Origin of the sequence: Corynebacterium tuberculostearicum, from assembly GCF_013408445.1 — a bacterium.
GTDB classification, from domain to species: domain Bacteria; phylum Actinomycetota; class Actinomycetes; order Mycobacteriales; family Mycobacteriaceae; genus Corynebacterium; species Corynebacterium tuberculostearicum.
Window position 1 is genome coordinate 1,533,140 of record NZ_JACBZL010000001.1, and the last position, 23,461, is coordinate 1,556,600.

Here is a 23,461-nt window from a genome sequence, read left to right on the forward strand (position 1 = left end):
CAGGACGATTAAACCTGCTTGTACTCCTCGTTTTCGTGGCCAAGAATCTGCAAGCTATGCGCAATGGCAAAGAAGGATACGGTCACTACCTGGACAAAAAGCGCCCACTTGAGATCTTCATTGAAGCTCTTAAAATCGCCAATGCTGCACAGGTGCGCAATGCCGTTGGCGCCGGCCCACACGGCCAGGGTACTGATATAGACCAGCTGGTCAGTAGGGGTAATGCCCATTTCGATGACGAACTTGCGCAACAGGTCCATCATGATGGCAAAGTTCTTGGTCATGCCCTCGTGGGAGCTGCCATCGCCATTGTGTGGAACGATGGAACCGCTGGCCAGCGCGATAATGGAACTGAAACGCTCTGGGTACATCATCGCGTAATTAAAATAGGCAGCCGCAACAATCTGCAGTTGGTCTACAGTGGGGGTGTCTTCCGGAAGCGCGGCGAGACAATCCTCGAAGACCTGGGCCATCTCCATGGTCGTGAGGGTTTCGGCCGCCTCACGCAGCGCGAAATCATTGTCCACGATGGCGGCTAGGAAGTCTTTAGAAGTTCCGAGCTTGTCGGCCACGTGATCAAAGAAGTGGCGGTCTACACCGCGGCGGCCGGCAACGCGCAAGGAGGCCTCGATGATGACCTGCTTAGCTTCCTCAGGATCCATCTGCTCGAGGTTATCCGGAGCCACGAAGGGCTTTTCACGCTCGCTGCCCATAACCCCTTCTACGATGGCGCGGGCATCGTTCATGATAGGACGACGGTGCGGGATCTGCTTATTTTTAAACCAATATTGCAGGGCATCGACTACAAGGCGATCGACCTGCTTAAGGTTGGCGGCGCGAATAACGGCGTGCTGCAGGCGCAAGATGCCAACCACACTTAGATGGCCCATGCCATGGATGACGGCCCAACACGCCAAGGTGATGCGACCGATTTCTAGGGGCGAGATGTCTCCGTCTTGGGCAACGACGGCTCCTTGCTCTTCGGCAAAACGCTTGACGACGTCCAGCCCCATGTCCGCACCCGGAGTCCCCGACTTTTCCCCCTTGGCAAATTGGCAGACGTGCTCCTCATCGAGGGCATCGTATTGCTCAAAAAGGTAGTGATAGATGGCGGGCTCGTCTTGTGCGTAGGCAAAATAAGCCTCTGCCAGCTGCATGAGAACATCGCCGCCGGAATTATCCTCCGGCAGGTGGCGCGCCGCTTCCACCATGTATTCAGACATGCGACGATCCAAGAAGGCGGGGATTTCCGCGAGCATGTCAGCACCGGTGGCGAATTCCTCAGCCACCGCCTGTGGCGAGAGACCAGCCTGGTCCGCCACAGATTCCACAGTAACGGCCTGCTCGCCTTCGCAGCCCGCTACATAAACAGCGGCTTCCAGGATGATCACCCGCCTGGAAGCCCCATCCAACTGGTACATCTAGTTCCTCATCAAGACAAAGATTGATACCCGCTGATTCTAACAAAATTTAAGGTACAGGGATAGTCACAATCGAATGTTCTTTTCGAGAAAGCCATTTCTCACCGATGTTAACGGTGGCAGTGCGGCCGATAGGCAAAGGTCACGGCCGCTAGCATCCCCATCACGCCCCACCGACGGATTATTTTCTTAACTTTAATGCGGCCAATCTCATAGTTTTTTTAAGGTTGACGAGGGGGCGTCGGCAAGCGAGGCTATGCCTGCTTCTGTCCTACATGGCCGATGCCCTCTTGAAAGATGGTGCCGCGCGGCGGCAGAAGGCGCATGGATTTGAAGGCAATGTAGACGCCGATGGAAATCGCCAGGGAAATGGCGCCGAAGGCGCCGGTGAATCCGTACATCACAGCCATAGGTGCAATGATGGTCCACGAGATTTCGAATGGGCCGAAACCGATGTAGGCCATGCCGTATTCGGACAGCGTGCCGGACTTGAGCTTGGGGTCCACAATCTTGAGGATGGCGATGCCGGTCGCCACGGTGGCGGTGGCCCAGCCCCAGCCAAAGATGCCGCGCTCAATCCAGCGCTCACCAAAGAACTCGGCCGGGAACCACAGCAAGAAGAACACGCAGAAGATGGTGCCCAGGACGAAGAGCAGGAGAAGTGCCTGCCAATAAGAGGCAATAGCGGCCGGGACAATGGCGGCCACGCCGAAGGCAATGAGGTAGTCCGTGGCCGCACCAGAGATGGAGGAAATGGAGTCCTTATCCAGGTAGTCCTCTGCGCCAACGAAGTTCATAAGCGCGCGGAAGATTAGGCCCACCACCATGGACATAGCAAAAAGCGGAACGGAAACGTTTTCCCAGATGCTGCTCAGGCCCTGGTTGATCCCATAGGCGGTCATCACGGTCAAGATGATGAAGCCGAAGTGCAACGCGAGCGGCTCAATGGAGGAGGGGTTGGTGGTAGCGCGGCCGAGCGACGGGCGCTCATCGATGTTTTTGATGTAGCCGCGGCGCAGCTCTTCCGGCAGCTCCTTAGGCACGTGGGAAACCTTGCCCTTGCGAATGCCCCAGTTGCCGGCGATCACGCCGCCAATGATTGCCGCCAGTGTGCCGACGGTCGCGGAGGTAAAGCCCAGTGAGGAGGCGGCATCGGCGCCCACGCCTTCGAGCGCGCCACCCACAGCCGCGGCGGTACCAAAGCCGCCGGTAAAGCCAACGGGCAGCATCATGCCGAACCAATTTGGGGTATCAAATAGCGGCGCGAAGAGGAAAAGACCCAACACGATGAACAGGCCCCACTGGCCGGTAAACATCATGGTGGAATAGCCCCACATATTGCGCGCGCCCTTGCCCATGTTGCCGCCTACTTCCATGGAGTAGGCCATAGACGCAAAGACCACCGCGATGAGGATGGAGGTGTAGTCACCCAAATTATCGGAGAAGTTAATCCAACCCAGCACGTTTGGACCAACCAGCAGGCCGATGAGGCCGGCGGTAATCGGGGCAGGTAGCAACAGGTCCTGGAAGATGAACTTCACTTGGTGACGCAGGACGTTACCGATGACCATGAGCAAAGAAATCCAGCCCACATCCAGCATGAGCGTATAAGCGGAAAAATCTTCCATGGAGACCCTTTCTAGCTGTGCAATTATGGCGGCTTGCCCCCGTTAGAGGGCAGACGGATAGGGAATACAATACCTTCCGCTAAGTGATCCACAACATAGGCTCCCGTTTTCACCCCCACTACAGCTTTCAGTAGGTAGCTCGACCTCCGGTGCGGCACCGACTATTAGGATGATGAGACATGTGGGAATTGGGCGAGCATTTTCGAAATTACGCAGACGAGTACCGCGATGCGGTGCACGAGCATTTCTTTAACGCGGTGCCCGAATCCCGGCAGATATTCGCCCTGTCTATGCGCGATACCCATACCTCTATGGTCCCCGCGCTGGCGTGGGTGATTGAACATACGGAGCCGGGACAGCCCCTGCTTGCCGACGTCTCCGCAAAACTCACCCAACTGGCCCGCGATCACCGCCGGCATGGGTTTCCGGCCGAGATTTATTCTCGTTTTGAACACGCCCTGATAGCGGGCCTGCGAGTCCTGGCACTGACGCAGTATCAGTACGATTTCGCCCGCGATGTCATCCACCGCGTATGCACGACGATGGCCGAGGCCGCCGGGGAATCTGATGCCGCCGGCGAAGCACCGGCGCACTCGGCGCAAGTGGTGGCGGTGGATCACCCCACTCGCGAGACCTCCATCATCCGTGTGGAGGCTGGCCTGGCTGTGCCCTATCAACCGGGTCAGCACTTTCCGGTGACCACGCAGTACTTGCCGGGACAATGGCGGATGCTCACCCCTGCGCAGCCGAGCGACGGAACCGGCCAAGTGGTCTTTCATGTCTCCACCGCGGGCGAGGCTTCCCGGTCCCTCGCGCACGCGCAGCCCGGCGATTGGTGGACCTTGGGCCAGCCCGCCGGCGGCATTAGCCTCCAGAACGCGGACGCAGGAGAACTGGTCATCATCGCCTACGGCACCGGCTGGGCCACGGCTCGCTGCGCGGTGCTCGCCGCGCTTGACGATAAAGACCGCAGCCGAGTACCGCGCCTCTTTGCCGTGGCGGGCAGCCCCGGCGCCCACTATGACACCTACTTCCAGCAGAACCTGGCAGCCCTCGGCGTCCCAGTGCGCCGCATCGTGCGGGAAGAAAAAGACCCGTGGTTGCTCAATGCCCGCGAATTAGCCGCCGGCGCTGACTACGTAGTCTCCGGGGAACCGACCGATGTAGTAGTCAACGAGGTGGAGTTATCCACAGGCACTCCCCCGCGCTTCCTACTCGTCGGGCCGGCTGAAGAGGTTATGGAAGGCGCGGAAAGGTTGGTTCAAAGGGGCGTCGGCAAGCAGCAGATCGACGTCCTTAGCTGGGGCCGCGACGGGCGCTGGCAGCCGGAAGACTACGCGGCGCTGACCTAGTCCGCAGTGGCCACAACCGGCAGGGCGCGGCGGGTTTTCGCTACCTCATTCGGATCGATGTCGGCATAGAGGATGTCATCTTCGTAGTCGGCCTCGGCCATGCGCACGCCATTCGGATCAACGATGGTGGAATGGCCAATGCCCGTTGGTCCGGAAGGATTGCCCGCCTCAGCGTCACCACCCGGGCGCGATTGGCCGGCCGCGAGGATATAGCTGGTGGAATCCAAGGCACGCGCGGCCGTGAGCAGGCGCCACTGCTCCAGCTTTCCGGGGCCGTCCGCCCAGCTCGTGGGCACTACAATGAGCTGCGCGCCCTGGCTGGCCAGCTCCTTAAACTGCTCCGGGAAACGGATGTCATAGCAGGTGGCTACGCCCACAATAAGGTCATCCACGTCGAAGGCCACGAGCGATTCGCCGGCGAAGACCGTATCCGATTCGCGGTAGTCAAAGGCATCATAGGTGTGGATCTTGTCGTAGCCACCCAGCACGCCAGGGCCTGCAATGAGCGCCGTATTGGTCACGCGATTAATGGTCTTGCCCTCGCGCTCCACGGTATCGGCTGGGCAAAACATGCCGGCCACGACGGTAACCTCGAGCTCCTCTGCGAGCGTTTGGATCGCCGTGGCGAACGGGCCTTCGAGCGTCTGCGCCTGCTCATCAAGGCGCCCAGAGCGGAAATTCTGCGCCGTGGCCTCCGGTAGCACGATTAACCGCGCGCCGTTTCCGGCCGCCTCCCGGATCTTGGCAAGCGCCAGTTCCTGGTTTTCGGTGATATTTCCGGTGGACGTTAACTGCACTGCTGCTACCTTCATGCCTCCCAAAATAATGAAGCAGGGCGGAGTTATCCACAGGCTGTGCCTTTACCCCTAGCGCGGCGTTGTGTGGTCCTTCAGGCTTAAGGGCATGAGTTATGTAGAAATTCCCACGCACCTGCCCGATTACGTCCGCTCCCTCATATCGCGTCCTCCGCTGCCACCGCCGACGGCCGCGCTCGATACTGCCTGTCGCACCGCGGCCGCACTAGAGCGAGCCCGTGCCACCTGGTCCAGCACCGTGGCTGCAACGGAGGATGCCACGGCCGAGCAATTGCGTTCCGTCGACGCCTTCCTCCACACTGCTGCCGGGATGGATTCTCACCTGGGCCATACATTAGGAGATGCACGATGACCCTATCCGTGGCTTTAAAAAACAGTGCCAGTACGTTGCACAGCGAACACGCTGAACTGCGCTTTCGCCTTATAGATGCGCACCAGGATTGGCGCGACCTATCACTGGGTGGGCCCGCCGGCGAGGCCGCGCGCACCAGTTTGGCCAGCTACACCGACTGGCTCGCACAACCGCTGCACCAGATGGAGCAGGTTGCCACCACCCTTGAACTCCACGCCAACCTGCAGGCCCGCCGCGAGGAACTCGAGGACCGCATCATCGCATTTCTAGGACAAGTGGATGAACGCAATGGCGCCGCGGCCAGCGCCGCAGGGCTCTTGTTGAATCAGGTGCGGGCGCTGGGCGATTCCCTCGACTGGCTCTGCTCCCAAGAAATCGATGCCCTGTGTACGCCTAGCGGGGTGGCCCCACCCGTGCGCTTGGAAGACTTCTCCGATCTTCCAGTGGATACCGTCCACGAGATTAATCTTGCCCACGCCAGCGAGCACGTATCTCAGCTAGCCGCGCAGAACCCAGATATGCGAGTGCTAGAAACTAGCGACGGGCGGCTCGTAGCCATGGTGGACCCTGGCGGCTTCCGGACTACGCCGGCATCACTTACCACCTTCGTAGAAGGGGTTCACTCCTCCGATCCAGAAACCTGGCAGCGCGCGGTGGACCGCGGCCGCAATCTTGCTAAGGCCAGCGGCGGGCCCGCGGTGGTGTGGTTGGGCTACCAGGCGCCCTCCTCCCTGTCCCGTGCGGTTCACGCCACTCCCGCGCGAACTGCCAGTCAAGAACTCGCCCGGTTTCAGCGCTCGCTTGGTGCACGCTATCCACAGGCCAAGCGCACCGTAGTGGGATATTCCTATGGTTCTGTCGTCACCGGGCACGCCGCAAAGCAAGAAAAGATTGCTAATGACGTAGTGCTCGTCGGTAGCCCCGGCACCGGCGCTGGCCACGCCTCAGAACTGCACGGCCGCATCTGGGCAGCCACAAACGCCAACGACCCCATCGCTATTACGACGGGGCCTCACGCCGGCATCCATGGCCCCGATCCCACCATTGATACCTTTGGCGCCACTCCCCTTCCCGGTGCGGATGGTCTCCCTGGCGATCATGGCTCCTATTGGGAGGACCCCTGGTTCTTGCGTGGCCTAGGCCACGTGGCACGCGCGAACTAGTCCGAGGGGTAAGGCCTTTTAGAACAAACCGGCCGGCTGGTCCGAATAGGAGACCAACATATTCTTAGTCTCCTGATAGTGGCCCAGCATCATCAAGTGGTTCTCACGCCAAGGCCGAAGAAAACCCCGCAGCCAGCGGGAAAGCTGGCTGCGGGGTTGGGTTTAACTCGTCTGCAGATTGAGATTTAGTCCTGGCCGTATCCACGGCCGCGGGCGCGCTTGCGCTCACGCGCGGTGCGTGGGCTCCACATCACCACGGAGGTGGACCGTGGGACATGGACAAGCTCACCACTGCGCTGCGGGCGGCGTCCAGCGGCCTGCTCGCGCAGGGCCCGGACCTCGTCAGCTAAAGCGTCGCGCTCGGCCTCGAGTCGATCGCGTTCCTCGGTCAACTCGATGATGGACTTGATGCCGGCAAGGTTGACGCCATCGTCTTGGGACAGCGCCTGAATCTTGCGCAGCAGCTCGATATCCCGGTCGGAGTAGCGGCGGCCACCGCCGCGAGTGCGGGCCGGGGAGACCAAGCCCATGCGGTCATAGGTGCGCAGGGTTTGGGCATGCATTCCGGAGAGTTCCGCAGCTACGGAGATGACGTAGACCGCGGTGCCGGAATCTTCTGCCTTTCCAGTGCTCATTTTTTAACACACCTCCTGCCTTAAGCATTCTCGGCGCCGGCCCAACCCGCACGCGGGTTGAAACCGGAGTCCTTTTCCGCTTGAGCATAGGTACGCAGGGCGCTGGAGGCGGCGGCATCGAGCTTGGTGGGCACGGTGACCTGCACGGTAACCAGCAGATCACCGGAGTTGCCACCGCGCTTGGCGATGCCCCTTCCGCGCACCCTCAACGTTCGTCCATCCGGCGTTCCAGCGGGGATCTTCACGCGCACCGGGTTATCCAAGGTAGGAACCGCGATGGTATCGCCCAAGGCCAGCTCGGTGAAGGAAACCGGAACGGTGACATGGAGGTCATCGCCCTCGCGAGTAAAGACCTTGTCCGGCTTTACAGTCACCGCTACGAAGAGGTCACCGGCCGGGGTGCCGTTGGGACCTGCTTCGCCCTGACCGGCGAGGCGGACCTTTTGCCCATCGATGACGCCGGCGGGGATGCGCACGGTGATATTGCGGGTGCGGTGAACCGTACCGGTGCCGTGGCAATCCTTGCACGGATCCGTGATGCGGCGGCCGGTGCCATCGCAGTCCTTGCATGGGGCAGAGAAACCGAAGGCGCCGCGGTTTTCCGAGGTAAAACCGGTACCACTGCAGGTGCCACAGGTAGAGGTCTTGCCGGAAGCGGAGCCCGAGCCGTGGCACGTGGTGCACGGCGCATTGCCGCTGAGTGCCAGGGGAATGGTGGTTCCCTTAGCGGCCTCGCGGAAGTCGAGGGTTATTTCCGTTTCGACGTCGGCCCCCCGCGACGGTTTAGCTGAGTGGCCAGCACTACCGCCGCGGTTGAAAACGCTACCGAAGATATCCCCAACACCGCCGCCTTGAGCCGATCCTCCAGCGGATCCTCCGAAGAGGTCCGAGAGGTCGAATTCTTGCGCACCTTGTCCACCCATGCGCGTGGATCGAAACCCGCCGGGAAATCCGGCGCCTCCCATCCGTCCAAAGCCGCCTCCATTGCGGAGCATGGCCTTGAACTGGTCGTATTCCTTGCGCTCGGTGGCGTCGGAAAGCACGTCGTAGGCTTCCGCAACCTTTTTGAACCTTTCCGCTGCCGCGGGGTCGTCCGGGTGGGTATCGGGGTGATTTTCGCGTGCTAGCTTGCGGTAAGCACGCTTAATCTCGTTCTGGTCTGCGGACGAGGAGACCCCCAGATCCGCATAGTAATCTTTGTCTGCCCATTCGGGTTTAGCGCTCACTGGGCATCTCCTCCTTTCAAAGAGAATCGATACAAGTTAAGTAAAAGGGCGCCGCGGGAAGGTCACTAGTCAATTCCCAGGGCGCCCTTTATGTTATTTACTCGGATTCTTCCGAGCTGCCGGACTCATCGCTGGGGTCCGCGATGATGACCATGGCATTGCGCACGAGCCTGTCGCCTACGCGGTAGCCCTTGCGCAGCACAGTGCCAAGCACCTGCTCATCGCCGGAGGACAAGTCCTGCACGGCCTCGTGGACCTCAGGGTCGAAGGCATCGCCTTCCACACCAAAGGCAGCGAGGTCGTGCTTTTCCAGCGTGCTGTAGAACTTATCCGCAAACGCCTTGAGCGGGCCTTCCAAGTCGCCGTGTTCACGAGCCAGTTCCAGGTCATCAAGGACAGGCAGCATATCTGCGATGACCTTGGCCTTGGCGGTCTCGATTACGGCCTGGCGGTCGCGCTCGGTGCGGCGGCGGTAGTTGGTGTATTCCGCATTCAGACGCTGCAGGTCTTCCGTGCGTTCTGCCAACTGTGCTTCCACATCGCTGGCGCCGGTGCCTACGGGCTCTTCGCCCGCTGCTTCGGCTTCTACCTCATCAGCGTTGACATCCGCCAGCGCTTCTTCGAGGTCAGCATCGAGGGTGGGATCCAGCTCGGCTTCTTCGGTGGCGTCAGCCTGTGCTTCCTGCGCAGCCTGGGCCTCCTCAGCCTGTTCGGCAGCAGCCTCAGCGCGGTCAGCCGAGGTAGCCTCCGGATCCGTGTTTTCCGGGTCGCCTGGGTTGTGCGGCATTCCGCTGTCCTGAGTCATTACTTGTTGCCATCCTTGTTCTCGTCCTCGTCAACGACCTCAGCGTCGACAACGTTCGGGTCACCCTGCGCAGCACCAGCATCGGCAGTGCCCTCAGCACCGGCCTCAGCAGCCTGTGCCTCGTAGATCTGCTTGCCCATCTCCTGGGATTCGGTGGACAGCTTCTCCACTGCGGACTTGATGGCCTCGAGGTCATCGCCCTTCAGAGCCTCATCAACGGCGTCAGCAGCCTCGGTGACCTTGGTCTTAACGTCCTCGGATACCTTGTCAGCGTTGTCATCCAAGAACTTGCGGGTCTGGTAGGAGGTGGACTCTGCGTTATTGCGCAGCTCCTGCTCCTCGCGGCGCTTCTTATCCTCTTCGGCGTGCTGCTCAGCATCCTTGACCATGCGGTCGATTTCTTCCTGGGACAGGCCGGAACCATCCTGAATCTTGATGGTGTTTTCCTTGCCGGTACCCTTGTCCTTTGCAGTCACGTGGACGATGCCGTTGGCATCGATATCGAAGGTGACCTCAATCTGCGGAACACCGCGCGGTGCCGGAGCAATGCCGCCGAGCTCGAAGGAGCCGAGCAGCTTATTAGCGGTAGCCATCTCGCGCTCGCCCTGGAAGACCTGGATCTGTACGGAAGGCTGGTTGTCTTCCGCGGTGGTGAAGGTCTCGGACTTCTTGGTCGGGATGGTGGTATTGCGCTCGATGAGCTTGGTCATCACGCCACCCTTGGTCTCAATGCCGAGGGACAGCGGGGTGACGTCGAGAAGCAGCACGTCCTTAACCTCGCCGCGCAGCACGCCTGCCTGCAGGGCAGCGCCGACTGCAACAACCTCGTCCGGGTTAACGCCCTTGTTGGCATCCTTGCCGGTCAATTCCTTAACCAGGTCGGATACGGCCGGCATACGGGTGGAACCGCCAACGAGAACAACGTGGTCGATATCGCCGACGGAAAGGTCAGCGTCCTTGATGACCTGGTTGAACGGAGCCTTGGTACGGTCCAGCAGATCCTGGGTGATCTTCTGGAACTCGGTGCGGGTCAGGGTCTCATCCAAGAACAGCGGGTTCTTGTCGGAGTCGACGGTGATGTACGGCAGGTTAATGTTGGCCTGCTGGGAGGAGGACAGCTCAATCTTTGCCTTCTCTGCAGCCTCGCGCAGACGCTGTACGGCGCGCTTATCCTTGGTCAGGTCAACACCCTGGGAGGTCTTGAAGCGGTCTACCAGCCAGTCGACGATGCGCTGATCCCAGTCATCGCCACCCAGCTCGTTATCGCCGGCGGTTGCCATAACCTCGACGACACCATCGCCGATTTCCAGCAAGGAGACGTCGAAGGTGCCGCCGCCCAGGTCGAATACCAGGATGGTCTGCTCCTGCTCGCCCTTTTCCAGGCCGTAAGCCAAAGCAGCTGCGGTTGGCTCGTTAACGATACGCAGCACGTTCAGGCCTGCAATCTGGCCAGCTTCCTTGGTGGCCTGGCGCTGTGCGTCCTCGAAGTATGCAGGAACGGTAATAACGGCGTCAGTAACATCCTCGCCAAGGTATGCCTCTGCGTCGCGCTTCAGCTTCATCAGCGTGCGCGCGGAGATCTCCTGGGAGGTGTAGTCCTTATCGTCAATGTTGATCTTCCAGTCGGTGCCGATGTGGCGCTTGACGGAGCGAATGGTGCGGTCAACATTGGTTACCGCCTGGTTCTTAGCGGACTGGCCGACCAAGATTTCGCCGTTCTTCGCAAAAGCAACGACGGAAGGCGTAGTGCGGGAGCCCTCAGAGTTTGCGATAACGGTGGACTCGCCACCTTCCAGTACGGAAACGACAGAGTTCGTCGTACCAAGGTCAATACCTACTGCGCGTCCCATGATTTCTTCTCCTTTTATCTTGGGGTAATTAATAAAGTTGATTGTCAGTGACTCAACTTCTCGTTGCGTCCGAGCGCTACTGTAACAGAACTTCGACACCCGGTCACACAACCTTGAGCCCGTGTCACTCAATCCTTACAACGGACAGCCTACAAAAGTTATTCCCCGCCACTCAACTTTTCTTTTAAAACTTTCCTTTACCCAGCTCAGCGCCACTCTTGTCGACGCTCACTCCCCGCCTTCCACACAATCACCCCTTCACCCGACACTGCCCCACACCCAAACGGAGCCCCTTAAATAACCCTAAGAGGATCCAAAAGTCACCTCAGAAAGGATCCAAAAGAGGATTGGCAGCCCGCCCCTGCTACCGCATACTAGGAATCACAGCAGTTAAGAGCTGCTACCCCAGAGAGAGATTGTAGTTTTACTCCGCCGATCCGAAAGGAATGTATATGTTCGATACCCTCGCAGACCTCAGCTCCGCCATCGACTTCGAGGCACTCATCAAGGGCATCAAGGGCCTCATCGAGGCTTCCTCCGAGTCCAACACCGACTCCGAGGGCCTGTCCTCCGTATTCGAGGGCCTGTCCTCCAAGGATGACGCAGAGGCTGCTGCAGAAGCTAAGTAATTAGCCTTCTGTACTCCTTCATGAAGACCAGCTAAACCCCCTCACCTTCTTCCTCCGCTCGGAACCCACCACAAGGAACCGCGCACGAAGGTGCGGGGTTTCGCTGTTTTCAATCACTGTTTCACGTTCGCTGTACCTACACTAGGGAGATAAAACCCATTGAGCCTTAGCATCCAGGAAGCGTGGACAGCACCGTGTCGAAACCTTCACAGCCGCCCCTTCACCAACGCATCCGCGCGGCCATGACCCTGCAGCGAACAGCCGCTTTAACTGCGGTGATTTGTGTAGCACTGACACTACTTGGCGCATTCCTTACCTCCACTGAATATCAATTGTCCGCCGCAGTCTTGGGACTGGCCCTTACAGCCATTGCGACGTCTGCTTACCGCTGGCCGTTGAGCATGAGCGCCGCGTTCGTCATCACTTGGGCGATCGCCACGCTTCTCGCCAGAACCCCTCTTGTTAGCTCAATATTTCTCGCTCCTGTGTTTCTTGCAGTAGTGGCGTATCACGGAAAGCACATACGCACGATCGCAATAGGTTTGGTTCTGTGGCTTTGTGGACTAGTCGATCCTGTGGAGCTCACATTAAGCTTGCATCCTGCACCAGCCCTTACGTGGGGAATGCTTATTGGAGTCGGCGGCGTTATTGGAGCAATATTCGCGCATTCAGCTGATCGCTACAGATCCGCAATGATGGAGTGGAACGATGACGTGAAGCGTCGTCAATCTGATCTCGCTGAAACCTTGCACAACTCGGTAGTTTCTAATCTGACCGTAAATACGATGCAGTTGGAGGCTCTCAGCCTTGAATACTCCAAACAGCCGGAGCTAGTCCGAAAGCTCGATGCACTCAGTGATTCCATGCGCTCATCAATGTCCGAGGTTCGCGCACTAACAAAGGTCCTGCGCAACAACATTGATGGGGTAAACGATGGCATGAGTTTTGGCACCACGACAAAACCCACGAGTTTTGCTCAACTCATCTCAGAGGAAGAAGAGCGCCTTCAGCGCCTCAACCGGGCGCCCGTAGTAGAAGTACGCGGTGAGGAGTTTGCGCCGGAATTCCCACAGGAGATCCTCGACCCCATCGCGGCTATCACTACGGAAGCATGCCTTAACGCCGTGAAGTATTCACCTCCGGGCGCAGAAATTACGATTTCTGTCCGCCCGCATGTGGGTTGGACTGTCGTAACCATTACAAATCCCATTGCAAAACCCACGAGCAAGACCACCGATATGTCCTCCGGTATTGGAATGTCCTCGATGACTCGGATCGCTGCTACGATCGACGCACGCTTAGAGACAAACTTGGAATCGGAAAGATGGGAGTTGACTCTTTCTCTGCCCCCCAGTCTCCATAAGCGGCGTTAGTTCCACCACGTTGTATAGCAAGCGTTTAATTCTTGCACTAAGCTGTCGCTTGTTTCTGGCAAATACAAATCTTTAAAAAGGAGCGCCCTCATGCAGGCCGCACTCGCTAGCTTTCTCGCCCCACTGATGTTGTCTTCTTCCATCTTCGGCGCTGGCCTTACACCCGGCGAGCTGCCGCAAACTACGAAATACGAATCTCCTGTTGATATCGCTTTCGGCTGCCCTGCACCATGGTGCGGGAGGTAAAAACATCCCTCTTGGTCGTCGATGACGACCCACTTGTCCTTGAGGCCTTGGGGCGCTATTTTGCCTCGGCTGAGGACATGGAGGTGCGCGCCACCGCAGAAAATGGCAAGGTCGCTCTCGCGCTTTTGCAAGAGCAGGACTTTGACGTCATTGTCGCGGACATCCATATGCCCGAGATGGATGGCACTACCCTCTTGCGTGAGGTCAACAAGCTGGAAGACCCACCAGTCTTCGTCGCCATGACCGCAATGGACAATGATGAGACCCTCAAAGAGGTCATGGCCAATAAGGCTGCGGCTTATATTCTGAAAAGCTCCAAGCCGGTCTACATTTTGGATACTGTGCGTGAGGCTGTACGCGGCGGCACGGTTGTCACCCCACAGTCGCTTACCCGCTTGTTTGAGCAGCTTCCTGATTGGAACGCTGAGGGAACCAGCGCCGATGCGGCAGCAGCGACCGCGAAGATTAAGGACACCCACCACATCTCGCCTGCTTTAGAGCAGGTCTTGGACCTGGTCTGCCAAGGCAAGTCCAATGAAGAGATTGCCAAGAGCACACACTATGCACCGGGCACAGTGAAGAAATATGTGTCCACCCTGCTCAGTGAATTCCACGCTAAGTCCCGCCTCGAGCTGGCGGTGAAGGCACTCAAGGCCGGCTACGGTTCTTAAAATCCGATTGTTGGACAATCCGGGGGTGGACTACCCCCGGATGCGTCAATACCCCCTCTAAACCCCACATGCTGGGGTTTATTTTTTGTTTTTCTACCCCCGTATACCGTTTTACAAAGGAGACTAGCATCACGTTTGGTGCTTCCCTATAATTACGACAACACCAAAGTTCACAGTATTTCCTAGGCAACAATCGCAGCCTGAACCTGCAAGGTTGCCGCACGTCAGGGCGCTAAGCCGCTCGCGTTTCTTCCTCTGCCCACCCATAGCCACGTCATAGAAAGCAGGTGAGTGTTGAACACCAACTTGGCGCGCGTTCGTCGCAGCAGCGATAGGCCTCCCGTCCGCATTCGGCCCGCATAATGGCCCGCTGAACATCGCACTTCATCTTGAATCCCTGCGACCCTCACATTGCGTCGCGCGCACCCGCGTGTTCGCTCCTCACCCGACTGCAGCCCTGCAGCACCACATAGCTCACCGCTTACGTCCCAGCCGCCCGTATCGCCCGGCAGCCCACTGTCCGGCACGAATACTGCTAGCGGTTAAGGGGATGTGACCCGTTTGAAATAGAGGTAGAACCCATATGACTTCTCCTGCAAATACCCGCTTGCCCATCTCTGATGATGTGGAAGCAGTCCTGCCCGCAGCTATCAACCGCGCCCACGACTGGTTGAAGTCCACTGCGGACGAAGAAGATAAGGCCACTGAACAGCTCGCGGACCTGCTGCGCGATGAGGACGGCGTGAAATTCACCATGGACTTCGTCGACCGCGTCATGCGCCCAGAAGATGACAAGGTTGCCGCGCATGCGCTGAAGGATATTTCCTCCCACTATGACCCGTCGTTCCTCGGCAGCATCAATGGTGCGCTCGTTGGCGCCGGTGGTTTCTTCGGCCCCATCCTGCCGAACCTGGTCATGCCGGTTGCCCGCCTGTACATGCGCAAGATGGTTGGCCACCTGGTTCTGGACGCCGAGTCTGATGCTCTCAACAAGATCCTGGACAAGGCCGCCGAATCCGGCGAACAGCTCAACCTCAACCTGCTGGGTGAGGCCGTGCTCGGTGAGGAAGAGGCGAAGTCCCGCGCGGAGCGCACCCTCAAGCTCATCCGGAACCCACGCGTAACCTACGTTTCGGTCAAGGCTTCCTCCATGGTGGCCCAGCTTAACCACTGGGATATCGATGGCTCGGTAGAGCGCCTCAAGGAGCGCCTGCGCCCGCTGTACCAGGCTGCGGCCGACCGCACCGACAAGGTCTTTATCAACATGGACATGGAGGAATACCACGACCTCCACCTGACCATCCGCCTGTTCAAGGAGCTGCTCAGCGAGCCGGAATTCCTCACTCTGGATGCCGGCATCGTGCTGCAGGCTTACCTGCCCGATACCTTTGATGCGCTCAAGGATATCGCTGACTTTGCTAAGGAGCGCGTGGCTAAGGGCGGCGGCAAGGTCAAGGTGCGCATCGTGAAGGGCGCGAACCTGTCCATGGAAAACGTGCAGAGCGAGGTCCACGATTGGCCGCTGGCTACCTACACCAACAAGCTCGACGTAGACGCTAACTACTACCGCCTGCTGGATTTCATCCTGCGCGAGGAGTACGCCGGCAGCATCCGCATCGGTGTAGCAACCCACAACCTCTACACCGCCGCAATGGCCTACGAGCTGGGCAAGAAGCGCGGCGTGCTGCACATGATGGATTCGGAGATGCTGCAGGGCATGTCCCCAGCACAGCAGGCAGCGGTGCGCAAGGTCTTTGACGGCCGCCAGATCCTCTATACCCCGGTTGTCCACGCAGAAGACTTCGACGTCGCCGTGTCCTACCTGGTACGCCGCTTGGAGGAGAACTCCGCGCCGCAGAACTTCCTCTACGCCCTCTTTGCCCCAGGCGAGGAGCCGCTGGCGGACCAGGAAGAGACGTTCCGTCGGGCCGTCGCCAAGCGCTGGGACACCTTCGCTGGCGCCCGTCGCACCCAGAACCGCCTCGAGGAGGACGGCCGCCAGGCACCGCGCACCGGCCGCTTTACCAACGAGGCCGATACTGACCCGGCTCTCGCCCCGAACCGCCAGTGGGCGCAGGAAGCGCTCAAGCGCAATCCGGGCGAGCACGGCATCGCGGAGGTTACCGACCCTGCCGCGGTCGAAGGTCACATCGCTCGCGCCAAGGAGCTGGGCACCGAGTGGGGCAAGCGCCCTGCCGCCGAGCGCGCCGCCGCACTAGAGGCCGTGGCAGATCAGATTGCGTCCCAGCGCGGCAAGTTCATCTCCGTGGCTGCGTATGAGGCCAATAAGACTGTTACCCAGACCGACCCTGAGGTCTCTGAGGCGATTGACTTCTGCACCTACTACGGCCAGTCCGCGCGCCTGCTGGAGGAGTCCTACTCCGAGTTCACCCCGCACACCGTCACCGTGGTAACCCCACCGTGGAACTTCCCCATTGCCATCCCGACTGGCGGCATTGCGGCATCCTTGGCGGCGGGCTCGGCGGTCATCGTCAAGCCTGCACCGCAGGTGGTTCACTGCGGCAAGCTCGTGGTGGAGGCCTTCCGCACCGCCCTCGAGGCACAGGGCCTAGATCCGGACCTGGTGCAGCTGGTGCTGACTGATGAAGCCGCGGCCGGCAAGGCCCTGCTCTCTCACGATGACGTGGACAATGTCATCCTCACCGGCGCCTCCGATACCGGCGCGCTCTTCCGTTCTTGGAAGCCGAAGATGAACATTATGGCGGAGACTTCCGGCAAGAACGCGCTCATCATCACCCCAGCCGCGGACCCGGATCTGGCCATCGATGACCTCTACAACTCCGCCTTTGGCCACTCCGGCCAGAAGTGTTCGGCGGCCTCCCTGGTTATCTTCGTCGGCGCGGCCGGCAAGTCCGAGCGCCTGCGCACCCAGCTGCTGGACGCGGTCAAGACCCTTAAGCCGGGCCCGGGCTTCGATATCACCACCACCATGAACGGCCTAGCGGAAGAGCCGAGCGAGAAGCTCCTGCGCGGTTTGACCCAGCTCGAGCCGGGCGAGAAGTGGCTGCTCAAGCCGGAAAAGCTCAACCAGGAAGGCACCCTGTGGTCCCCGGGCATCCGCGATAATGTGCAGCCGGGCTCTTGGTACCACAAGAACGAGTGCTTCGGCCCCGTCCTGGGCATCATGTACGCCGATACCTTGGAAGAGGCTATTGCCTGGCAAAATGACACCGGCTATGGCCTGACCGGCGGCATTCACTCGCTTGACGACGCCGAAATTGAGTACTGGATCGACAACGTTGAGGTGGGCAATGCCTACGTCAACCGCGGCATTACCGGCGCGATTGTCCAGCGCCAGTCCTTCGGCGGTTGGAAGAAGTCCGTCATGGGACCGGGCGCCAAGGCTGGCGGCCCGAACTACGTGGCACAGATGGGTGAGTGGGCCGATGGCGAGCTCAAGCCGCGCAACGTGGATATCGCCCCAGCAAGCCTCGCCGCGCTGCACCGCCTGCGCGATAACCTCTCTGGCAAGCTCACCGAGGAGGACATCACCTGGCTGTGGCGCGCCGCGGAGCTGGACCAGGTGGCGTGGCAGGAAGAGTTTGGCCGCAACCACGACCGCACCGGCCTGGTCTCTGAGGCCAATATCTTCCGCTACCGCCCGCTTTTGACCAAGCTGCGCGTGCGCGTGGGCGAAGGCTACGAGCTGCGCGAGGTTGCTCGCCAGGTGCTGGCCGCCGCAATTACCGGCACCGCCACGGAAATCTCCGCCACCCCGGAGGTTGCCACCCAGCTGCAGGACCTCGGCTTCGACGTCAAGGCCATCACCGACGAGGCTTTTGCTACCGACGTGGCCAATGACGCCTCCTCCCGCGTGCGCGCCCTAGGCACCGTGCCGGATTCCATCTACGAGGCCGCGGTGCGCTCCAACTCCGTGGTGCTGGACCAGCCCGTGCTTGCCGACGGCCGCCGTGAGCTCATGCCTTACCTGCTTGAGCAGGCAGTTTCGGTTACCATGCACCGCTTCGGCATTATCCGCAACGTAGGTAACCTGCGTGACGAGTAATTCTCGGCCGCGTCAGCGGACGCGTTAAAGGTACTGAAGGGAGGTAGCGCCCCGCCCGTGGGCCGCTACCTCCTTTTTCGTATATGCGCTGCGAGTTTTATGTGGCATAGTGGTAGACAATGTCTACGTCACATAATTCGTCTTCCCGCGACGAGGCCAAGCGCCCGTCTGCGCAGGAAAAAGGCAACGCAACACAGATCCAAAAGCCGGGCGAGGAAGATTCGCATACCCTCGTCGCTTATGATGATGCGCACCTTGGTGCAGAGGCTGCCAGCGAGCACCCTGCCGAGCGCGACGATAAATCCGCCGTCTTGGCCAAGGATTTCCGCACCATGGCCAAGGTCTCGGTAGTCTTCATCCTCATCGTCGCCGGCCTAGCGCTGGCCGGCTACCTGCTCAAGTTCATTTGGGTAGGCCTGCTGCCGGTCTTGCTCGCCGTCCTCGTCTCCACGGTGCTCTACCCCATCAGCGCGTGGCTGCGCAGTAAGGGATTCCCGCGCTCGCTCGCGGCGGTAAGCACCTTGCTCGGCCTCATCATTGTCTTCTGCGGAGTCTTTGCCGCCATGGCGCCCGTAGTCACGAGTCAAAGCCAAACGCTCATTAATCAGGCCGAAGACGGCATCAACCAAATCACGGAGATGGTGGAAAAGTCCCCCATCGATATCCAAAGCGACCAGCTACAGTCCGTGCTCGAAGACGTGGTTAAGTTTGCCAAGGGCCAAGCCTCTACCATCGCCACCGGCGTTATCTCTGGTTTCTCGATGGCCAGCTCCATCGTCGTGGCCGCGCTGATCATGCTCTTTGTCACCTTCTTCATCATTAAAGACGGCGACAAGTTCCTGCCGTGGCTGCGCAAGTACACCGGCAATTCCACCGGCTGGCACATCACCGAGCTGGGGGCGCGCATCTGGAAGACCCTGTCCGGCTTTATCCAGGCGCAGGCCGCGGTGGCCATGGTGGACGCAGTCCTCATCGGCCTTGGCCTGTGGGTGCTGCAAGTTCCGCTCGCGCTCGTCATCGCCGTGGTGACGTTCTTCGCCAGCTTCATCCCGATCATCGGTGCGGTCACCGCTGGTGCCCTCGCCATCATCATCGCGCTGGTCTCCAATGGCCTGACCAACGCGCTGCTGGCGCTTGCACTTATCATCATCGTCCAGCAGGTGGAAGGCAATGTCCTCCAGCCGATGCTGCAGTCCAAGGCAATGGGCCTGCACGCCGCCGTCGTCCTGCTTTCCGTGACCGTCGGCTCCACCCTGGCGGGCATCGTCGGCGCCTTCCTCGCCGTCCCCGTGGCCGCAACCATCGCCGTTGTGGTGCGCTACCACGCCGAAATGGCTGCGCTGCGCTCCGGCGAAGTCGAGCCCTCCGATATAGACATCATCACCGGCTCCAAGGACGATCCTGAAGACTTCAGCGACTTCACCTACGAACACGATGAGACCCCACGCGACAAGGTAGAGCAGCTCTACCAGTCCATGAGCCCGCTGAGCTAAGACTCAGCCACCACTAGCAGCGCGCCGGCCCTCCCCGGCGCGCTTTTATTTTCCCCGACACACTTACCCCTAAAAGAGTGCAATTGGGCTGCGCACAAGACATTTCCTCCGCTTGCAGTTGCGGCCGCCTCCCGTGAAATTAGCATTGTCAACGGGCCCAAGAAGACGCCCATTTCTCTTTCTATTTCATATCAAGGAGTATTCATGCGTAAGCAATTTGCAGGCGCTCTCGCCGCCGCTCTCGTAGTATCGTCCATCGCTGTTCCTGCCGCACAAGCAGATACGTTCGAGCGGGCGAACGGCGGCTGCTGGGCAATTTCGGAGAACGATGAATTCGTAGTTCCCGAGGAGCTGATCGGCCAGCCCATCGAGTGGGGCCCAGACAAAGAAAAGAACTTCCTCAGCGATGATTACATGCGCTGGAATATTAGCAAGCACGACGATCTCATCGGTTGGTCCAATAAGCAGATCGCTACCTACCAGCGCAATGGCGTAACCCCTGACGAGCAGCGCCGCATCGACCGTATTAAGATTTTCCGCGGTCAGCTGCAGACTCAGCGCAATGATATGAACGCCTGCCTGCGCGCTGGCGCCAAGGATCCGATCTCTCAGCTGTCTTCGCAGTTCGGCCTGCCGACCATCGCTCAACTGCAGGCGCAGTTTGAAGCGCAGATCCGCCAGGCTGAAGCACAGCTGCGCAAGATGGCTGCGCAGTTCGGTATCAAGTTCTAGCGCAGAAAGCCTAGGTCCGTAGCGGCCGAGGCGAGCTGGCGCGCGCCACGGTCAAGCACGTTGGCCCAGGTGCCCTTAGATTCCTCATTGGCGGAATCGGACACCTGCTTAAGCAGGGTGCAGGGCACATCGAAGCGCTGGCATACTGCGGCGATGGAATAGCCTTCCATGTCGCACAGCTGCGAATTCTTGGCCAGCTCGGTGCGCAGGGCGGTATCGGAGACAAACATGTCGCCCGTGGCCAGTCCGCGCACCGGCAGGCGGCCGGAGGTCCCTAGCTCGATGGCCTCTGGCAGCAGGTAGCGGTTGATATCGGTAAGCACTTCTAGCTTGAAGTCATGCTTGGTGACCTTATTGACTTCGAAGACGCCGGCCATGCCGTCGACAAGCGCGCCGGCCGTGCCGATGTTAACCACGCGATCGGGAAGGGCGCCGTTCGCGCGGGCGTCGGCAAGAGCTTCCGTCAGCGCAATGGCCGCCGGAACCGTTCCGATTCCGGTGATGAGCAGGGGTTCGCCTTCCGGAATGTGGGCGGCTTCCGCATCCACGGCGGCGACGAAAAGGGTGCGTCCGTTGAGATTCTCCATGCCTGCGAGAATACCTGCCCGCCCTAGTCAAAGTTCAATGTGCGGTTCTTTTGGCGCAGGCGAATCGTAATGTTTTTCTGTCCGGCGCCGAGCGCAATCATTTTCCCGCTGAGCACTCGGGCGACAGCCAGGTCCTCTTCCGTCGGTGCTTCGGCCGCGACCCGCGCCGTAGGCAGCCAGGCGTCGTGCGGGTCTGGCGCGCCGAGGTGAATGAGCCGTTCGCGCTCCACGTCGATCCAATAGCCCTCCGTGGCCATGAAGCGGTCGTGGCTCCCTTCGAAGGAATCGCGGCGCCACCCACCCTCGGCCACGCGGAAGACAAAGGGGCAATAGCCAAAACGCGAAGGCACGATATAACGCGTCTGGGGGCTGACGCGCCAATGGCCGCGCGCGGAACTCCACACCTGGCGGTATGTATCGGCCAGGCTCATGCCCAACCGCAGGCGCTGCTGCCGGTCCTCCTCTAGGCCAGCATCTTCTACCTGGGTATTTAGCTCACCAAGCCGCGTGGCATCGGCCACGTACATGCCCAGCCACGCCTCCTCCGGAGTGGTGTACGGGCCGGTGATATCACGGTGAAAGGAATCCGGCACGGCCCGTTCCGCGTCCTGGGGCAGGCGCTGACGGGCGGCAAAAGCCCACAGGCGCGGATGTCCCATGCGGTACAGCATCACCGTCGCCCGCGGCAGGCGGTCGTGCACCTGCTGGCGCGTCAGATAATCCCCCGCGCTGATGCGCCGCAGCAGCTGCTTAGCGACGTCCCCCTCTACCTGCTGCTCCACACCCGGCGCGACCTCCAGCTCCGGCAGCTGGCTCAGCAACATCAAATCGATGATGTCTCCCAAATCAAAGACCTTGCTCAATTCCGTCTGCGCCTCTGGGCCAAAAGCCTCGATGGCGTGATATCCCAGCGCACCGCCCAAGCGGCGGATGAGATCCGGGGACACGCTCACTCGGTTGCGGGTCGCATGCAATTCCGCGGCGTTGAGATTACGGTCTAGGCCCACGAGGGCTCCTTTCTCCCCCTCATCGGGGATTTAATTCTTGGTCATGCTTGGGATTAAGCCGGACATTGGTCTTACCCGGTGTCCTTCATTGGAGTCTTGTCGCGGAAAAGGGCGTCAGATAGAAGCCCTTCTAGGAGATTTTGGGACTCCTCAACTTCGTCGCTGTTGGTTCTCGGTCACGCAGCTGATGACGTTCTTAATCCCTACGAGTTACATCGAAGAAAAGTAGCGCGTTACAAATACCCCTTTCATAGTCCCATTCGAGAGAATTCTTGCAACTCTTATGCCTATAGTATGACGCGGAATGATTCTTAATCATTCCCTTTCTTTCGCATTTCTCTTTCTGGACAGCGCACAAAGGAGCCTCCCCTTTGAACGACAAGAATTCTTGGGGTTCATCTGACTCAACCCCATATTCAGATTCGAACGGACCTGCATCCCCTATGCAGGACTCCGGTACTGAAACCAACGCAGAATCTTCGGGCAAAGGCACGCGCACCGCCATTATTGTCGTTGCGACCCTCGCCATCATTGCGCTTATTGGCGGTGGTACCTGGGCACTAACGGGAAACAAAGATTCTGATGAATCGAGCAGCGCTGAACCGAATTTTCATTCTCAAGAAAACAGCAGCGAGGAAACCACCGAAAGGGCGACTTCTGAGAAAGAATCCACGCCTGAGAAGAAAGCTGCGACTACACAAGTTAAGGGCTCTAGGCCTGGACCTTCCGCAGAGGAGAAGTGCGGAACTCTAGCCAATAACAAAATGGACGCGCCTGGTGACACGCTTCAGCTGTTTTGTGACGGCACCTGGCTGTACCTCGCGCAAAAGAATTCCTCGAATTACGGACTTTTCTATTGGACCGATAATGAGTGGAAGTTGTACCGGCCTGACAATACGACTGGAGACTCCGTCAATCAGTGCTACGACAAGGGCAAGTTGGACAAGGCAGGCGCTCCGAGGGAGCTGACCAACCAGCTCCAACTCTGCGACTCTCAAGCAACGCCAACCCCCAAGGTCCGCGACAAGCCTATTACCGCCGAGGAGGAATTTCCGCCCGAAGATTATTGGTATGGCGAATGCGATGGTAGCTACGTGCTCATCGTGGAATCGGTCATCATCCCGCCGGCAACTGATCCGATTTCTGAGCCCTACCGAGTGCACAAGAAGTACCCAGGCTCCAAGATCATCCGGGGCGGCGCATGTAGTTCCCTGCGCAGCCACACTGAAAGCGGCCCTATCTATGCCATCATCTACGAAGCCGGCCACAGCGTGGACAAGGTCTGCGAGCTTAAGGCCAAGTACGGCGGCAATGCCCGTTCCCTCAATAACGACGCGGATTTCTCTGACCCCTGCTAACCCAGATTCCGCGCTCAATTCCCTGTCACTCCCCTTCTGCTGCGTTGACTCCCTACCCCGCTACAACGCAGCGTGCGCCCCTTTGACCTTT

Annotated in this window: 19 protein-coding genes; 10 read left to right on the forward strand and 9 right to left on the reverse strand. The window is 59.5% G+C overall.

All coding sequences use genetic code 11. The features are described from left to right. Positions 1 to 8 precede the first annotated feature (8 nt). Both BJ985_RS07180 and BJ985_RS07185 read right to left on the reverse strand, forming a co-directional pair. The gene (locus BJ985_RS07180; protein ID WP_236587120.1) at positions 9 to 1,391 is read right to left on the reverse strand and encodes a TetR/AcrR family transcriptional regulator; all 1,383 of its coding nucleotides are present in this window, start codon (positions 1,389 to 1,391) and stop codon (positions 9 to 11) included. Between the two features lie 284 nt (positions 1,392 to 1,675). Further along, positions 1,676 to 3,049 (reverse strand): sodium/glutamate symporter, encoded by a 1,374-nt coding sequence (locus BJ985_RS07185; protein ID WP_179387044.1) that lies wholly within the window; start codon positions 3,047 to 3,049, stop codon positions 1,676 to 1,678. A 179-nt stretch (positions 3,050 to 3,228) separates the two neighbouring features. Between BJ985_RS07185 and BJ985_RS07190 the strand changes: the two genes are divergently transcribed. Then, complete coding sequence (locus BJ985_RS07190; RefSeq protein WP_179387045.1) at positions 3,229 to 4,401, forward strand: 2-polyprenylphenol hydroxylase; 1,173 nt, start codon at positions 3,229 to 3,231, stop codon at positions 4,399 to 4,401. Here BJ985_RS07190 and BJ985_RS07195 read toward each other — a convergent pair. After that, positions 4,398 to 5,213 (reverse strand): carbon-nitrogen hydrolase family protein, encoded by an 816-nt coding sequence (locus BJ985_RS07195; protein ID WP_179387046.1) that lies wholly within the window; start codon positions 5,211 to 5,213, stop codon positions 4,398 to 4,400. The two genes, BJ985_RS07190 and BJ985_RS07195, sit on opposite strands and share 4 nt — an antisense overlap. Positions 5,214 to 5,304: 91 nt before the next feature. Here BJ985_RS07195 and BJ985_RS07200 point away from each other — a divergent pair, with 91 nt between their 5' ends. Both BJ985_RS07200 and BJ985_RS07205 read left to right on the forward strand, forming a co-directional pair. Then, on the forward strand, positions 5,305 to 5,568 hold the full coding sequence (locus tag BJ985_RS07200; RefSeq protein WP_179387047.1) for a hypothetical protein: 264 nt from the start codon (positions 5,305 to 5,307) through the stop codon (positions 5,566 to 5,568). Then, positions 5,565 to 6,731: an alpha/beta hydrolase gene (locus BJ985_RS07205; RefSeq protein ID WP_179387048.1), complete on the forward strand. Its 1,167-nt coding sequence runs from the start codon at positions 5,565 to 5,567 to the stop codon at positions 6,729 to 6,731. The genes BJ985_RS07200 and BJ985_RS07205 overlap by 4 nt, the downstream gene beginning before the upstream one ends. A 185-nt stretch (positions 6,732 to 6,916) precedes the next feature. On the opposite strand, the gene BJ985_RS07210 is transcribed toward BJ985_RS07205, so the two are convergent. From BJ985_RS07210 to dnaK, 4 genes are all read right to left on the reverse strand, one after another. Beyond that, positions 6,917 to 7,366 (reverse strand): heat shock protein transcriptional repressor HspR, encoded by a 450-nt coding sequence (locus BJ985_RS07210; RefSeq protein WP_179387049.1) that lies wholly within the window; start codon positions 7,364 to 7,366, stop codon positions 6,917 to 6,919. Between the two features lie 20 nt (positions 7,367 to 7,386). After that, positions 7,387 to 8,592 carry a molecular chaperone DnaJ gene (dnaJ, locus tag BJ985_RS07215; protein ID WP_179387050.1) on the reverse strand — a complete coding sequence of 402 codons (1,206 nt, stop codon included), beginning with the start codon at positions 8,590 to 8,592 and terminating at the stop codon, positions 7,387 to 7,389. Between the two features lie 97 nt (positions 8,593 to 8,689). Next, positions 8,690 to 9,397, reverse strand: a complete 708-nt coding sequence (grpE, locus tag BJ985_RS07220) for a nucleotide exchange factor GrpE (RefSeq protein ID WP_179387051.1) — start codon at positions 9,395 to 9,397, stop codon at positions 8,690 to 8,692. Next, positions 9,397 to 11,247: a molecular chaperone DnaK gene (dnaK, locus tag BJ985_RS07225; protein ID WP_150851079.1), complete on the reverse strand. Its 1,851-nt coding sequence runs from the start codon at positions 11,245 to 11,247 to the stop codon at positions 9,397 to 9,399. The genes grpE and dnaK overlap by 1 nt, the downstream gene beginning before the upstream one ends. Before the next feature lie 452 nt (positions 11,248 to 11,699). Here dnaK and BJ985_RS07230 point away from each other — a divergent pair, with 452 nt between their 5' ends. From BJ985_RS07230 to BJ985_RS07255, 6 genes are all read left to right on the forward strand, one after another. Continuing rightward, on the forward strand, positions 11,700 to 11,876 hold the full coding sequence (locus BJ985_RS07230) for a hypothetical protein (protein ID WP_179387052.1): 177 nt from the start codon (positions 11,700 to 11,702) through the stop codon (positions 11,874 to 11,876). A gap of 182 nt (positions 11,877 to 12,058) precedes the next feature. Further along, the gene (locus tag BJ985_RS07235; protein ID WP_236587121.1) at positions 12,059 to 13,249 is read left to right on the forward strand and encodes a sensor histidine kinase; all 1,191 of its coding nucleotides are present in this window, start codon (positions 12,059 to 12,061) and stop codon (positions 13,247 to 13,249) included. Between the two features lie 257 nt (positions 13,250 to 13,506). Next, positions 13,507 to 14,166, forward strand: a complete 660-nt coding sequence (locus BJ985_RS07240; RefSeq protein WP_236587122.1) for a response regulator transcription factor — start codon at positions 13,507 to 13,509, stop codon at positions 14,164 to 14,166. A gap of 583 nt (positions 14,167 to 14,749) precedes the next feature. Next, on the forward strand, positions 14,750 to 18,193 hold the full coding sequence (locus tag BJ985_RS07245; protein WP_179387054.1) for a bifunctional proline dehydrogenase/L-glutamate gamma-semialdehyde dehydrogenase: 3,444 nt from the start codon (positions 14,750 to 14,752) through the stop codon (positions 18,191 to 18,193). A gap of 119 nt (positions 18,194 to 18,312) precedes the next feature. Continuing rightward, positions 18,313 to 19,686 carry an AI-2E family transporter gene (locus BJ985_RS07250; RefSeq protein ID WP_179387055.1) on the forward strand — a complete coding sequence of 458 codons (1,374 nt, stop codon included), beginning with the start codon at positions 18,313 to 18,315 and terminating at the stop codon, positions 19,684 to 19,686. A 204-nt stretch (positions 19,687 to 19,890) separates the two neighbouring features. Continuing rightward, on the forward strand, positions 19,891 to 20,418 hold the full coding sequence (locus tag BJ985_RS07255; RefSeq protein WP_179387056.1) for a hypothetical protein: 528 nt from the start codon (positions 19,891 to 19,893) through the stop codon (positions 20,416 to 20,418). On the opposite strand, the gene BJ985_RS07260 is transcribed toward BJ985_RS07255, so the two are convergent. Both BJ985_RS07260 and BJ985_RS07265 read right to left on the reverse strand, forming a co-directional pair. Then, a complete protein-coding gene (locus BJ985_RS07260) occupies positions 20,415 to 21,005 on the reverse strand; it encodes a nucleosidase (RefSeq protein WP_179387057.1) in 591 nt (196 codons plus the stop codon). The genes BJ985_RS07255 and BJ985_RS07260 overlap by 4 nt on opposite strands. A 23-nt stretch (positions 21,006 to 21,028) precedes the next feature. Beyond that, complete coding sequence (locus tag BJ985_RS07265) at positions 21,029 to 22,012, reverse strand: hypothetical protein (protein WP_179387058.1); 984 nt, start codon at positions 22,010 to 22,012, stop codon at positions 21,029 to 21,031. Positions 22,013 to 22,776: 764 nt separating this feature from the next. Here BJ985_RS07265 and BJ985_RS07270 point away from each other — a divergent pair. Continuing rightward, on the forward strand, positions 22,777 to 23,370 hold the full coding sequence (locus BJ985_RS07270; protein ID WP_179387059.1) for a hypothetical protein: 594 nt from the start codon (positions 22,777 to 22,779) through the stop codon (positions 23,368 to 23,370). The last annotated feature ends 91 nt before the right edge of the window (positions 23,371 to 23,461 follow it).